This is a genomic window from Qaidamihabitans albus, assembly GCF_016464705.1.
GTDB lineage: Bacteria > Actinomycetota > Actinomycetes > Mycobacteriales > Pseudonocardiaceae > Qaidamihabitans > Qaidamihabitans albus.
The window spans coordinates 185918-199602 of the sequence record NZ_JAEHOB010000009.1 but is presented as its reverse complement, the minus strand read 5'-3'; the positions used below and the strand labels follow the sequence as shown (position 1 = coordinate 199602).

The 13685-nt window shown below is 72.6% G+C and carries 11 protein-coding genes; 7 read left to right on the top strand and 4 right to left on the bottom strand.

Translation table 11 applies throughout. The features are described from left to right. Positions 1-13: 13 nt before the first annotated feature. On the top strand, positions 14-4477 hold the full coding sequence (locus tag JAP66_RS19070; protein WP_199433137.1) for a hypothetical protein: 4464 nt from the start codon (positions 14-16) through the stop codon (positions 4475-4477). Between the two features lie 62 nt (positions 4478-4539). Here JAP66_RS19070 and JAP66_RS19065 read toward each other — a convergent pair whose 3' ends face one another. Next, complete coding sequence (locus JAP66_RS19065; protein WP_199433136.1) at positions 4540-5190, bottom strand: LysE family translocator; 651 nt, start codon at positions 5188-5190, stop codon at positions 4540-4542. Positions 5191-5291: 101 nt separating this feature from the next. On the opposite strand from JAP66_RS19065, the gene JAP66_RS19060 reads away from it, so the two are divergent. The 6 genes from JAP66_RS19060 (at position 5292) to JAP66_RS19035 (ending at position 10346) form a co-directional block, all read left to right on the top strand. Next, positions 5292-6479: a winged helix DNA-binding domain-containing protein gene (locus JAP66_RS19060; RefSeq protein ID WP_199433135.1), complete on the top strand. Its 1188-nt coding sequence runs from the start codon at positions 5292-5294 to the stop codon at positions 6477-6479. A 158-nt stretch (positions 6480-6637) separates the two neighbouring features. Further along, positions 6638-7642 carry a type I glyceraldehyde-3-phosphate dehydrogenase gene (gene gap, locus JAP66_RS19055; protein WP_199433134.1) on the top strand — a complete coding sequence of 335 codons (1005 nt, stop codon included), beginning with the start codon at positions 6638-6640 and terminating at the stop codon, positions 7640-7642. A gap of 9 nt (positions 7643-7651) precedes the next feature. Then, the gene (locus tag JAP66_RS19050; protein ID WP_307849628.1) at positions 7652-8878 is read left to right on the top strand and encodes a phosphoglycerate kinase; all 1227 of its coding nucleotides are present in this window, start codon (positions 7652-7654) and stop codon (positions 8876-8878) included. Beyond that, a complete protein-coding gene (gene tpiA / locus JAP66_RS19045) occupies positions 8878-9663 on the top strand; it encodes a triose-phosphate isomerase (protein WP_199433132.1) in 786 nt (261 codons plus the stop codon). Before JAP66_RS19050 ends, tpiA begins: the two co-directional genes overlap by 1 nt. 56 nt (positions 9664-9719) lie before the next feature. Then, positions 9720-9950 carry a preprotein translocase subunit SecG gene (secG, locus tag JAP66_RS19040; protein ID WP_199433131.1) on the top strand — a complete coding sequence of 77 codons (231 nt, stop codon included), beginning with the start codon at positions 9720-9722 and terminating at the stop codon, positions 9948-9950. Between the two features lie 54 nt (positions 9951-10004). Further along, the gene (locus tag JAP66_RS19035) at positions 10005-10346 is read left to right on the top strand and encodes an RNA polymerase-binding protein RbpA (RefSeq protein ID WP_199433130.1); all 342 of its coding nucleotides are present in this window, start codon (positions 10005-10007) and stop codon (positions 10344-10346) included. Between the two features lie 112 nt (positions 10347-10458). Here JAP66_RS19035 and JAP66_RS19030 read toward each other — a convergent pair whose 3' ends face one another. The 3 genes from JAP66_RS19030 to opcA form a co-directional block, all read right to left on the bottom strand. After that, the gene (locus tag JAP66_RS19030; RefSeq protein ID WP_199433129.1) at positions 10459-11676 is read right to left on the bottom strand and encodes a sensor histidine kinase; all 1218 of its coding nucleotides are present in this window, start codon (positions 11674-11676) and stop codon (positions 10459-10461) included. Between the two features lie 190 nt (positions 11677-11866). After that, on the bottom strand, positions 11867-12646 hold the full coding sequence (gene pgl / locus JAP66_RS19025; protein ID WP_199433128.1) for a 6-phosphogluconolactonase: 780 nt from the start codon (positions 12644-12646) through the stop codon (positions 11867-11869). Between the two features lie 32 nt (positions 12647-12678). Further along, entirely contained in the window at positions 12679-13677 is a 999-nt protein-coding gene (opcA, locus tag JAP66_RS19020) for a glucose-6-phosphate dehydrogenase assembly protein OpcA (RefSeq protein ID WP_199433127.1), read from the bottom strand. Between the last annotated feature and the right edge of the window lie 8 nt (positions 13678-13685).

The window sequence follows — 13685 nt, the reverse complement described above, 5'->3', positions numbered from 1 at the left end:
GGGATCGAGGACCATGTACGAGCTCGCGCGGGTGCGCCTGCATTCGGTGGGGCCCGCGGGCGCCCGCTACCAGGACGTCGTGCTGGACCTGAGCGGCGTCGGCGAGGTGGTGCGCTCGCCGCGGCAGGACGCGCTCTTCGGCGCGGGCATCCACTCCGCCGACCCGGGACCGCCCCGGCGCCCCGCACCGGCCAGCGTGCTGTTCCTGGAGAACGGCGGCGGCAAGTCGGTGCTGATCAAGCTGATCTTCTCGGTGATGCTGCCCGGCAGGCGCCAGGTCGTCGGCACCACGAACACCCGCGTGCTGGAGAAGTTCGTCGGCGGCAAGGACGTCGCGCACGTCGTCCTGGAGTGGCAGCACACCGAGACCGGCGAGCGGGTCATCACCGGCAAGGTGTCCGAATGGCGCGGGCACGTGTCCTCGTCCGACCCGGCCAACCTGGTCGACTCCTGGTACTGCTTCCGGCCGGGCACGTCGCTGGGCCTCGACTCACTGCCGCTGACCGCCGACGGCAGGCTGCTCACGATGTCGGGCTTCCACGAGCGGCTGAGCGCCGCGCACGGCGAGGTGCCGGAGTTGGAGTTGTTCTGGACCCGGCGGCACCACGAGTGGACCGAGCGGCTCGACCTGCTGGGGCTCGACACGGAGCTGTTCCGCTACCAGCGGGCGATGAACGCGGGCGAGGGGGAGGCGGCCGACGCCTTCGCCTTCAACACCGACGGGGCCTTCGCCGAGTTCCTGCTCAAGGCCGTGTTGTCCGAGGAAGAGCCGAAGGACCTGGCCGAGGTGGTGGCCACCTATGCCGGCAACCTGGCGCAACGCGGTGAGCTCATGGTGGAGCGCGACTTCGTCGCCGGGTCGCTGGACCTGCTGGGGCCGCTCGCGGAGGAGGAAGAGCTGGCCGCCGCCTCGCGCAAGCTCGCGGCCGCCGCCAGGGCCGACCTGGAGACCCTCGCCGGGGAGGTCGCGGCGCGTGACCGGCTGGAGAACGAGCGGCTGGCCGGCCTCGAGGCCCACGTCGAGGAGGTCGCGAGCGCCGAGAAGCTCGCGGAGGGCGATCACCGCAGGCTCACCGCCGCCGTCACCGAGCTGCGCCGCGTGGTCGCCGGTATGCGCCTCGACGAGGCGGTGCGGGACAAGGAGCGCGTCGACGCGGAACTGGCGGAGGCGAAGATCACCGCCGACGCCTGGCGGGAGACGGCGACCGTCCTGACCCACCTCAACGCCACCCGCAAGGCCAGGGACATCCGCGAGCTGGTCGGCACGCGCGAGCAGAAGGCCCGGCCCGCGCTGGAGGCCAAGAACGCCGCGGCGACCGCACTGGCCCGCGGCCTGCTGGCGCTGGCCGGGCAGGCGCAGGCACAGGCCGACGAGGTCGAGCGGGAGGCGCGGGCACGGCAGGCGGAGGCCGAGCGGGCGCAGCGGGAACGGGACGAGGCGACCGGCACGGCGGCCAACCGCCGGGCCGAGGCCGAGGGACTGGCCGGGCGCATCGAGGAGGTCAGGGCCGAGATCGGCCGCCGCACCAAGGAAGGGCTGCTCACCGAAGGGACCGGGGACACCGACGTTGCCGAAGCGGCCCGCGCGGCGAACGCGGAGCGGGAGTCCGTCGCGGCCGAGCTGGCGCGGCGGGAGGCCGAGCTGGAACGGCTCGCCGAGGAGCTCGGTGCCGCGCAGGGCGCGGTGAACGACGCCCACCGCGCCGCCGGTTCCGCCAGGGACCGGGCCGAACGGGCCGCCGACGAGCTCGACCGGGCGCACCGCCGTACCGATGGCCTCGCGGCGGAACCGCGCCTGGGGGAGTTGCTCGGCGCCGAGGACGTCACGCTGGAGACGGACACCCCGGCGCTGATCGAGCGGCTGCGCGAGGCGCGCACCGCCGCCGAGAGCGAGCAGACGGCGCTGCGCATCGAGCAGTCGCGCGACGAGCGGGCGCTGGGTGCCCTCGGCTCCGGCGGCCTGCTGCCCCCGCCCGAGGAGGTGCAGGCCGCGCTCGACGCGCTGGAGTCCGCGGGAATCACCGCGTGGTCGGGCTGGCGCTACCTGTCCGGGCTCGAGGCGGGACGGCGGGCGGAGGCGCTGCACCGTGCTCCGCAGCTCGTCTCCGGCGTCCTGCTCAACGACCCGGCGCAACTCGACCGGGCCAGGGAGGTGCTCACCGGCGCGCGGCTGCTGCCGGGCGCGGCCATCGCCGTCGGCACCACCACGGCGCTGGCCGACGGTGACCTGGTCCCCGCCGCGGGCGTGGAGTTCCTCGTTCCGCCCAACCCCGCGATGTACGACGAGGACGCCGCCGACGCCGAACGCGACGCGATCGCACGGCGGCAGGACGAGCGGCACCGGCGGCTCGCGGCGCTCGAGGAGTCGATCGGCGCGGACGCCGCCCTGTCGTGGAAGCTCACGACGTGGCGCGAGGACTACCCGCCGGGCAGGCTCGCCGTCCTCGCGGAGGAGGCCCAGGCCGCGACCACCGCGAGGGACACGGCGGAGCGGGCGGTGACCGACGCGGACGCCGAGCTGAAGCGGCTCGGCGCGGCGCGCGACACCCTGCGCGAATGCGTACCGGCGCTGCGCTCGGCGTTGCGCGACGCCGAGGAGAAACAGCGCGCGCTCGACGACCTCGCCACCCGCGCCGCGCGGATCCCGCAGTGGACGGAGGAGGCCGAGCGGGCCCGCGAGGCGCTGGAGCACGCCGAGACGCTCGCGCGGGAGGCGGGTGCCAGGGCCGCCCGGCTGCGTGAGCGGGCCGCCGAGGAGCAGCGCACCGCGGACGGGCACCGCCGGACCGCGAGCACGGCACGGGCCGAGCTGGCCGAGGTCCCCGGTGGCGGTTCGGTGACCGAGCACGATCCAGCCCCGGCCGAGCCGGTGGACGCGCTCCGCCGGACCTTCGCCTCGGCGGCGGAGGCCTACGCCAAGGTGGAGGTCGGCAGCGACCTGCGGGCCGAGCTGGAGCAGGCCGAGAGCGCGGAGTCGTCCGCGCGGGCCGCGCTCGAGGGCCTCGACGAGTCCGTGCGGACGCTGGCCGGGGAGTTCCTGGAGACCCCGGACGGATCGGACGCCTCCGCACGGGCCGCCGCGCAGGCCCGTGCGGCACGGGCGGTGGCGGCGCTGGAGGACGAGCGCTCCGAGGTGATCGGGCTGGTCGCCACCCGCAAGGCCGAGCGGGACCAGCTTCCCGGGCAGCCCTCCTCGCTGGACCCGGCCGAGCGGCCGCGGAACATCGAGCACGGCCGCGAGCTCATCGACGCCGCGAGCGAGGAGGTGTCGGCCGCCGCCCGGAAGTGGGAGGAGCTGCGCGAGCGGCGCGCGGCGGCGCAGGCCGGCCTTGACGCCGCCCGCGGCTCCGCGTCCGGTTTCAGGATGCTCGCGGAGTCGCTCGCCGCCCACCTGCCAGCGGCTGAGCCGGATCGCGTCTACGACGGCGAGCTGGAGACCGCGCGCGGCCGCTACGGCGAGCTGAACTCCGCACTGAACACCGCGCAGGAGGCGGTGGACGCCGCGGAGAAACGGGTGCGCGCGGCGGCCGACGCACTGGCGCAGTACGCCACCGAGAAGCGGTTCGAGCAGCTCGGCACGCCGGTCCGGCAGCAGATGATCTCGGTGCGGCGGGACAACCTGCCCGCGCACGCGCGGGAGTGGGCGCAGGCGCTGCGGCCCCGCCTGCGCACGCTGACCGACGACCTCGCGCAGATCGACCGGCACCGGTCCGGCATCGTGACCCGCCTGCACGGGATGGTCGACGGCGCACTGCGCACCCTGCGCTCGGCGCAGCGCGTGTCACGGCTGCCGGACGGCCTCGGGGACTGGTCCGGGCAGGAGTTCCTGCGGATCCGCTTCACCGAACTGGAGGACAACGACCTCGCCGAGCGGCTCGGTGAGGTCGTCGACGAGGCCGCGGCCGGCCGGACCAGCGACGGGCGCGAGGTCAAGCGGGACGGGATGTCGCTGCTGCTGCGCGGCCTCCACGCCGCCGTGCCCAAGGGGTTCCGGGTGGACATGCTCAAGCCCGACTCGGTGCTGCGGACCGAGCGGCAGCGGGTCTCCGAGATCCGGGACGTGTTCTCCGGCGGGCAGCAGCTGACCGCCGCGATCATCCTGTACTGCACGCTGGCCGCCCTGCGCGCGAACAACCGCGGCAAGGTGCGCAGCCGGCACTCCGGTGTGCTGTTCCTCGACAACCCGATCGGCCGCGCGTCCGCGGGCTACCTGCTGGAGCTGCAGCGGGCCGTGGCCAGGGCGCTCGGCGTGCAGCTCATTTACACGACAGGGCTGTTCGACGCGGGCGCGCTCAGCGAGTTCCCGCTGATCATCCGCCTGCGCAACGACGCCGATCTCCGGGCGGGCCGCAAGTACCTCTCGGTCGACTCGACCATCCGCCGGGAGCTCGACGAACTGGCCGAGCCGGACGGAGTGGCCCGGCTCTCCGCGACCCGCCTCTACGCCAAACCCCTCGTGAGTGCGCACCCGAGTTAGGCCCACCCGTCGCCCGACCGCCACCCCTGGGGACGCCGCTTCACGGCACAGCATTTACGCACTCACGAGTCGTTGCGGCCGCCGGTGACCGCGAGCGTGGTGCCGAGGCCGATCATCATCAGCCCGCCCGCGCCACCGATCAGCTCCAGCCGCCGGGGCGAGCGTGCGAACCAGGCGCGCGCGGTGGCCGCCGCGAGCGCCCACACGCTGTCCGAGATCAGCGCGATGGCGGGCAGCAGGATGCCCAGGAGCAGGATCTGCACCGTGACCGAGCCGCTGCCGTAGACGACGAACTGCGGCAGCACGGCGGCGAGGAACACGATCGACTTCGGGTTGGCGAAACCCACCACGAACCCGTCGCGCAGCACCCGCACCGTGCGCCCCCTGGTGGCGGACACGGCGGTGTGGAACGTCTCCGCGAGCGACCGCCGGTGCCGCCACGCCTGCACCCCGAGGTAGACGAGGTAGCCTGCGCCGACGAGCTTCACCGTGGTGAACACCGCCGCCGAGCTCTCCACCAGTGCGCCGAGCCCGAAGGCGACTGCCACCACCTGCACGTACACGCCCGTGGCGTTGCCGACGACGCTGAGCAGGGCGTCGCGCCTGCCCACCGTCAGGGCCCGGCTGATGGCAAACAGCACGCTCGGTCCGGGGACGACGATCATCACGAAGGTCAGCGCGGCGAAGCCGGCCAGCTGGCTGAGCGAGACCACGCCTCACCATAGGACGTCCGCGGCGCAGGCCGGCAGCGTTTTCGCCGTTTTCGCCGTTTCGCCGGAGTGGCGCTGTCGGTGCCCGGTGGTAGAACTCGCCGATGAGACGGAAGATCGGCGTGGACGAGCGCAGGGCACGGCTGGGCATCCGGCACCGGCTCGCCGGGGAGCATCGGGCCGCTACGCCGGAGGAGGCCGCCGACAGCCTGGTCGCCCTGCATGCCACCGACCCCGCCACGGTCCACCTCGCGGTTGCCGCCAGGCTCGGGCGGCCCGCGGTCGCCGAGGTGGAGCGAGCCCTCTACGACGACCGCACGCTGCTGCGGCTGCTCGGCATGCGGCGGACGATGTTCGTCGTCCCGCGCGAGCTGGCCCCCGCCGTGCAGGTCGGCTGCGCGGCGGACATCGCGAGGAAGCAGCGGCGGCTGCTGCTGGCGCATCTCGGCACCGCGGGCCTGCCCGCCGGAACCGACCTGGACGGCTGGCTGCGCGAGGTGGAGGACAGCACGGTCCACGCGCTGGCCGCCCGGGGCAGCGCGGGTGCGCAGCAGCTCGCCGAGGACGAGCCGCGGCTGCGGACGCAGCTGTTGATGGCGGAGGGCAAGGCTTACGAGTCCCAGCCCTACCTCACCAACCGAGTGCTGTTCCAGCTCGCGGTGGACGGCCGGATCGTGCGGGGCCGCCCGCGCGGCTCGTGGCTGAGCACCCGGTACGAATGGTCGGCGACGCGGGACTGGCTGGGCGGCGAGCTCGCCGAGTGGTCGCCGGAGGCCGCGAGGGCGGAACTGGCGCGGTGCTGGCTGCGAGCCTTCGGGCCCGCCCCGGTGAGCGACCTGCGCTGGTGGAGCGGCTGGACCGGCGGCCAGGTGAAGAAGGCGCTCGCCGATGTCGGACCGGCCGAGGTCGATCTCGACGGTGAGCCCGGCGTCGTCCTGCCGGACGACCTGGAGCCGGTCGCCGCGCCGCGGCCGTGGGTGGCGCTGCTGCCCGCCCTCGACCCGACGCCGATGGGCTGGGCCGGGCGGGACTGGTTCCTCGGCGAGCACCGGGCGGCGCTGTTCGACCGCACCGGCAACATCGGCCCTGCCGTCTGGAGCGACGGCCGGATCATCGGCGGCTGGGCACAGCGACCGGACGGCGAGGTGGTGGTCCGCCTGCTGGAGGACGTCGGCACCGAGACAGCGGCCGCGGCACGCGCGGCGGCGGAGCGGCTCGGCGGGTGGCTCGGCGGCGTCCGGGTGGTGCCACGGTTCCGGACACCGCTCGAGAAGGAGCTCGCGGGGCCGTGATCGCGCTCTCATCTTGATCGATTCGCCCAAAGGTCCAGCGTGGGGCGGGTCTCCCGTGGGGTATGCCGATACGCCCAGGCCAGCACGCTAGGGTTGGGCCCTGAGCCCGAAGAAGTGTTGCCCGGCACAGCCCGGGTCGGATCTCGAGGAGAGCAGCAGTGACGGTTCGCGTAGGCGTCAACGGCTTCGGCCGGATCGGCCGCAATTTCTTCCGCGCCGTGCAGGCCAGCGGCCACGACATCGAGGTGGTCGCCTTCAACGACCTCGGTGACGTCGCGACGATGGCGCACCTGCTCAAGTACGACAGCATCCTGGGCCGGTACCCGGAGGAGGTCGGCGTCAGCGACGAGGGCCTGGTCGTCGGCGGCAAGACCATCAAGGCCCTCGCCGAGCGCGACCCGGCGAACCTGCCGTGGGGTGACCTCGGCGTCGATGTCGTCGTCGAGTCCACCGGCTTCTTCACCAACGCCGACGCGGCCAAGGCCCACATCGCCGGTGGCGCGAAGAAGGTCATCATCTCCGCGCCCGCGAAGGGCGAGGACCTCACCGTCGTCCTCGGCGTGAACGACCAGGCCTACGACGGCTCGCAGACGATCATCTCGAACGCCTCCTGCACCACCAACTGCCTCGGCCCGCTGGCCAAGGTGCTGCACGAGAGCTTCGGCATCGAGCAGGGCCTGATGACCACCGTCCACGCCTACACGGCCGACCAGAACCTGCAGGACGGCCCGCACAAGGACGCGCGGAGGGCCCGTGCCGCCGCGCTGAACATCGTGCCGACCTCCACCGGCGCCGCCAAGGCGATCGGCCTGGTGCTGCCGGACCTCAACGGCAAGCTCGACGGCTACGCGCTCCGGGTGCCGGTGCCCACCGGCTCGACGACCGACCTGACCGTCACGCTCTCCAAGAGCGCGTCGCTGGACGACGTCAACGCCGCCTACCGGGCCGCCGCGGAGGGGCCGCTGCGGGGCATCCTGCGCTACAGCGAGGAGCCCATCGTCTCCAGCGACATCGTGACCGACCCCGCTTCGTGCATCTACGACGCGCCGCTGACCAAGGTCATCGGCAACCAGGTCAAGGTCATCGGCTGGTACGACAACGAGTGGGGCTACTCGAACCGTCTCGCGGACCTGGCGAAGCTCGTCGGCTCGAAGCTCTCCTGAGCCATGGCGGTGAAGACACTCGACGACCTGCTGGGCGAGGGCGTTGCGGGCAGGCGCGTACTCGTGCGCTCCGACCTCAACGTCCCGCTCGGCGACGACGATCCGGAAACGCCCCGGCAGCGCCGGATCACCGACGACGGCCGCGTGCGCGCGGCGCTGCCCACGATCAGGCGCCTGGCCGAGGCCGGTGCGAAGGTGATCGTCACGGCGCACCTCGGCCGGCCCAAGGGTGCCCCGGAGGAGAAGTTCTCCCTGGCACCCGTGGCCCGCCGGCTCGGTGAGCTGCTCGGTGCGAACGTGACACTGGCCGGGACCGTCGTCGGCGAACAGGCCGAAGCCGCCGTCGGCGGGCTCGCCGACGGCCAGGTCGCGCTGCTGGAGAACGTCCGCTTCGATCCACGGGAGACGAGCAAGTCGGCGGACGAGCGGGCCGAGCTGGCCGCCGAGCTGGCCGCGCTCGCCGGTCCCGGCGGCGCTTTCGTGTCCGACGGCTTCGGCGTGGTGCACCGCAAGCAGGCCTCGGTGTACGAGGTCGCGCGGGCACTGCCCGCCTACGCAGGCGGACTGGTGCTGGCGGAGCTGGAGGTCCTGACCACGCTCACCGGCGACCCGCAGCGGCCCTACACCGTCGTCCTCGGCGGCTCGAAGGTCTCCGACAAGCTCGCGGTGATCGAGGCGCTGCTGCCCAAGGTCGACCGGCTGCTGGTCGGCGGCGGAATGTGCTTCACGTTCCTCGCGGCGCAGGGCCACGACGTGGGCGGTTCGCTGCTGGAGCGGGACATGATCGGTACCTGCGAGCGGCTGCTGGGCGAGGCGGGTGGCAAGCTCGTCCTGCCCGTCGACGTCGTGGCCGCGGACGCGTTCGCGGCGGACGCGAACACGCGCACGGTGGCCGTCGACGGTATCGGCGAGGGCTGGCTGGGCCTGGACATCGGCCCCGAGAGCGTGCGCGAGTTCGCCGCGGCGGTTGCCAACGCGAGGACGATCTTCTGGAACGGCCCGATGGGCGTGTTCGAGATGGCGCCCTTCGCCGAGGGCACCCGCGGCGTCGCCAGGGCGATCGCCGACTCGGCGGCGTTCAGTGTGGTCGGCGGCGGTGACTCGGCCGCGGCCGTGCGGGCGCTCGGCCTGCCCGATGACGGCTTCTCGCACATCTCGACCGGCGGCGGTGCGTCGCTGGAGTACCTCGAGGGCAAGGAACTGCCCGGGGTCGCCGTCCTGGACGAGGGGGAGTGATGGCGCGCAAACCGCTGATCGCGGGCAACTGGAAGATGAACCTCAACCATCTCGAGGCCATCGCCCTGGTACAGAAGATCGCGTTCTCGCTGCCGGACAAGTACTACGCCAAGGTGGACGTCGCGGTGCTGCCACCGTTCACCGGCATCCGCAGCGTGCAGACGCTCGTCGACGGCGACCGGCTGCTCCTGCGCTACGGCGCGCAGGATGTGTCGCCGCACGACTCCGGCGCCTACACCGGCGACGTCTCCGGCGCGATGCTGGCCAAGCTCGGCTGCACCTACGTGGTCGTGGGGCACTCGGAGCGCCGCGAGTACCACGAGGAGAACGACGAGCTGGTGAACAGGAAGGTCCGGTCGGCGCTCAAGCACGGGCTCGCCCCGATCCTGTGTGTCGGCGAGCGGCTCGAGGTGCGCGAGGCCGGCGGGCACATCGACCACACCACCGGCCAGCTGATCGCCGGGCTGAAGGGGCTCAAGGCCGAGCAGGTGAAGGACACCGTGATTGCCTACGAGCCGGTGTGGGCCATCGGCACCGGCCGGGTGGCCACGCCCGCGGACGCCGAGGAGGTCTGTGCCGCCCTGCGTGCGGCGCTCACCGAGAAGTACGGCGCGGAGATCGCCGAGGAGGTCCGCGTGCTCTACGGTGGTTCGGTGAAGTCGGGCAACATCGCCGAGCTGGTCAAGTGCGACAATGTCGACGGCGCGTTGGTCGGCGGGGCGAGCCTGGACGGTGAGGAGTTCACCAAACTCTGCGCGATGGCGGCCGGTGGGCCGCTACCCTGATGACGTCGGAGACCCGCTAGTCTGGTCTCTCCGCCACCCGCAGTACAGAGGATGACATGAAGCTGTTCCTGCAAATCCTGTTGATCGCGTCCAGCGTGTTCCTGATCGGCGCTGTGTTGCTGCACCGCGGTCGCGGCGGCGGGCTGTCGTCGCTGTTCGGTGGCGGTACGCAGTCGAGCCTGGCCGGTTCGAGCGTGGCCGAGAAGAACCTCGACCGGATCACCCTGGGTCTCGGTGCCGTGTGGGCGATCGCCATTGTCGGTCTGGGTCTGCTGCTGAAGATCTGATGGTAGCGGCGTGCCTGACGGGGTACGTCAACTCTCTGGTGGGTGTGAGGATTCATGGTTGGCGGTAACGCGATTCGAGGCACGAGAGTCGGTGCCGGTCCGTCGGGCGAAACGGAGCGGGGAGAGTCGGCGCCGCGGCGACGGATCTCCTACTGGTGCGCCAACGGGCACGTGACCAGGGTGTCGTTCTCGATGGAGGCCGATGTTCCGGAGGAGTGGGACTGCCCGCGCTGCGGCCTGCCGGGCGGGCAGGACGAGCAGAACCCGCCCTCGGCTCCGCGCACGGAGCCGTACAAGACCCACCTGGCCTATGTGAAGGAGCGCCGCAGCGACGCCGACGGCGAGGCCATCCTGGCCGAGGCGCTGGAGCGGCTGCGCAAGCGCCGAGAGGTCTGAGCCGCAGGCCACCGGTCGTGAGTGCGTAGCAGTGTTCTAACTCGCGTACGCATTCACGACAGGTGACCAGGCCCGCCCGCACCGCGTGGGCGGAGCAGGCGGGCCCGGACGCTCAGGTGGCGACCGGGTAACGGGCGCTCACCCGGAATCCGCCGTCCTCGGTCGGCTCCGTCTCGAAGGTGCCGCCGAGTAGCTCGGCGCGCTCGGCCAGTCCGGCGAGGCCGTGCCCGCCCGATGGCAGTTCGCCGGCGGGCCGCTGGCGTGCCCGGTCGTTGCGCACCTCGATGGAGATGCCGTCGCGGTCGCCGCTGATCCGCACGAACGCCGTCGCGCCAGGGGCGTGCTTGTGCACGTTGGTCAGGCATTCCTGCACGGTCCGGTAGGCGGCCGCGGAGACCTTCGGGGGCAGCGCCTCAGGCAGGTGCTCCACCGAGAGCTGGACCGGCACGTCAGCATCGCGGATGAGCGTGTGCAGGTCGTTGATCTCCGGCTGCGGGCCGTCCGGCTCGGCTCCCGAACGCAGCACGCCGACCAGCGCGCGGAGTTCCTCGAGCGTGTGCGTACTGAGCCGCCGGATGGTTCGTGCGGTGCGCTGCGCCTCGCCGCTCGTGTTCGAGGCCGAAAGCGCGCCGGCCTGCATCGCGATCAGCGTGATGTCATGGGAAACGACGTCGTGCATCTCCCTGGCCAGCCGCGCCCGCTCCTCGGCGCGGACGGCCTGGGCGTGCAACTGGCGTTCCCGGTCGCGGCTGGCAGCCAGTTCGGCGAGCCGGGCCGAGAGCTCGGTCCGGGCGCCGATGAGCAGACCGATCGCGATCGGCATCCCCGCCACGATGACGCCGTAGATCGCGTCCAGTGCGTGTTCCCGCCAGCCGAGCTGGGCGAACTCGGGCAGCGGCCAGAGAACGAACCGGCACAGCCAGATCAGGCCCGCGCCCACCCAGGTCTGCCAGTGCATCTGCTTACGGGTCGCCAGGTAGCCGAGGGCGAGCATCGCGGAGAGCTGAGCCCAGCCGGCGAGGAAGCCGGGGACCGTCGCCAGCAGGACCGCGAACGGTAGCCACCTGCGGGCGATCAGCGCGACGCAACTCGCCGCGGAGAGTACGACGGAGTAGGTCGGTGCCTCCTCCGGGAAGACCAGCCACACGTCGAGTGCCGCGATCACGATCACGAGCGCGTCGAGCGCGAGCTTACGCAGATACGGGCGGCGGGACCGCAGGTACTCGGACAGCGCCGCGGCGGTGGTTCGGCGCCGGTGGGGGTGGTCGGCGGCCCCCGCGCCCGGGCCGCCGACCGAAACTCCGGGGATGGAGAGTTCCTCTGTGGTCATGGGTATGGACCTCTCGTCTTGTGGACTTGTCCATGAGAGGTCATGCCGGGCGGATTGGGACGCTTTTCGCGCCAGAAATGTGCGACTGCAACGGAAAGCAGAGGAAGCGGTCGGAGCCGGCGCCGCACCCTCGTGAGTGTGAAACCGAGTTCTAACCCGGTTTCACACTCACGAGGGTGGCCAGGCGTTCCTAGACCCGGGGCGACCGGTACGTGGTGCCGAGCTTGCCCGCGGCGGCCTTGTCGAGCAGCCACAGCGTCCGCCGCTGCCCACGCGCACCGGCCACCGGGATCTGCACCTCACCGGCCCCGGCGAGCGCGAGGGCCACCGCGTCGGCCTTCCCCTCGCCCGTGGTCGCCAGCCACACCTCGGCCGCCTGGCGGATCGCCGGGAAGGTCAGCGAGATACGGGTCGGCGGGGGTTTCGGGCAGTTGCGGACGGCGACCACCGAACGCTCCGTCTCGTACGCCGCGGGCGACTCCGGGAAGATCGACGCCGTGTGCCCCTCGCCGCCGAGACCGAGCAGCATGACGTCGAACGTCGGCACGGCGGCGTGGTCCTCGGGCTGGGCGTTGGCGGCGAGCAGGTCCGCGTACGCTGCGGCGGCCGCGTCCGGGTCGTCGCCGTACTCGCCGTCGGAGGGGGCCATCGGGTACACCCGCGCCGGGTCCACCGGCACGTGGTCCAGCAGCGCCTCGCGGGCCTGCTTCTCGTTGCGCTCGTCATCGCCGGCCGGGACGAACCGCTCGTCACCCCAGTACAGGTCCAGCCGCGACCAGTCGACGGCGTCGCGGGCGGGGGAGGAGCGCAACTGCTCCAGGATCGCGATGCCGGTACCGCCGCCGGTCAGCACCAGCGAAGCCGAGCCCTTGGCCGCCTGGAGATCCACCAGGCGCGTGACCAGCCGCGCGGCGCAGGCGGCGGCCAGCAGGTCGCCGTCGGAGTAGACCAGTACCTCGGACGTGCTCATGTTCTGTCACCTGGCTCCGCGTGCAGGTTTGTTCATGCCTTGCTCTTCGTGGCCGTCTTCTTCGCGGCGGCGCTTCTCGTGCCGGTGCTCTTCGTTCCCGTGCCGGCCTTCCTGCGGGTGCTGAGCTTGCCCAGCCCGTTGAGCGCCGCCTCGTAGACCTCATCCGGGTCGAGCCTGCGCAGTTCCTCGATCAGGCAGTCCCTGGTGTCGCGGCGTTGCAGCGCGATCCGTCGCGTTGGCTGGTTCGGCTGGGTGAGCGTGCCGGTCCGGCCGTCGGGCCTGGTGAGCTCGATGGTGCCCGAGCGGCGTTCCATCGCCACCGACACGATCCCCTGCGCGCTCGAGGTCTTCACCCGCTTCACGGGCACCTTCAGGTACTCGGCGAGCCAGCCGGCGAGCAGCTCGGTGGACGGTGAGTCGGCCTCGCCGGTCACCGACGCCCCGGTGATCCGGTCGAACGGCGGCAGGTCCAGTGCGGACACGAGCTGCGCCCGCCAGTTCGTGAGCCGGGTCCACGCCAGGTCGGTGTCGCCGTCGGTGTAGGACCTGCTCCGGGCCGTCAGCGCCCGGATCGGGTTGCGCTCCGCCGCCGAGTCGGTGATCCGGCGCTGCGCGAGCTGGCCGAGCTGGTCCTTGGCAGGCGCCTTCGGGCCGCCACCCGGCCACCACGTCACGATCGGGGCGTCGGGCAGCAGCAGCGGCACGACCGCGCTCTGCCCCTGGATGGCCAGCGGGCCGTAGAGCCGCAGCACGATCACCTCGCTCGCGCCGGCGTCACCGCCCACGCGGATCTGGCCGTCGATCCGGGGCGCCGCCGTGCGCGATCCCTTGGCCACGACGATCACCCGCGACGGGTGCTCGCGGCTGGCCTCGTTGGCCGCGTCGATGGCCTCCTCGAGCTGGTCGTCGTCCTCCGCGGCGATCACCAGGGTGAGCACCCGGCCGAGCGCCACCGCGCCACCGCGTTCACGCAGCTCCACCAGCTTCTTGTTCAGCTGCGAGGTGGTGGTCGAGGGCAGGTCGATGATCACGGACGCCT

Excerpts from the sequence above, each read along its gene's own strand:
- tpiA (WP_199433132.1), top strand. The coding sequence starts at position 8,878 with ATGGCGCGCAAACCGCTGATCGCGGGCAACTGGAAGATGAACCTCAAC.
- pgl (WP_199433128.1), bottom strand. The coding sequence starts at position 12,646 with ATGAGCACGTCCGAGGTACTGGTCTACTCCGACGGCGACCTGCTGGCC.
- JAP66_RS19060 (WP_199433135.1), top strand. The coding sequence starts at position 5,292 with ATGAGACGGAAGATCGGCGTGGACGAGCGCAGGGCACGGCTGGGCATC.
- JAP66_RS19035 (WP_199433130.1), top strand. The coding sequence starts at position 10,005 with ATGGTTGGCGGTAACGCGATTCGAGGCACGAGAGTCGGTGCCGGTCCG.
- JAP66_RS19030 (WP_199433129.1), bottom strand. The coding sequence starts at position 11,676 with ATGACCACAGAGGAACTCTCCATCCCCGGAGTTTCGGTCGGCGGCCCG.
- JAP66_RS19070 (WP_199433137.1), top strand. The coding sequence starts at position 14 with ATGTACGAGCTCGCGCGGGTGCGCCTGCATTCGGTGGGGCCCGCGGGC.
- secG (WP_199433131.1), top strand. The coding sequence starts at position 9,720 with ATGAAGCTGTTCCTGCAAATCCTGTTGATCGCGTCCAGCGTGTTCCTG.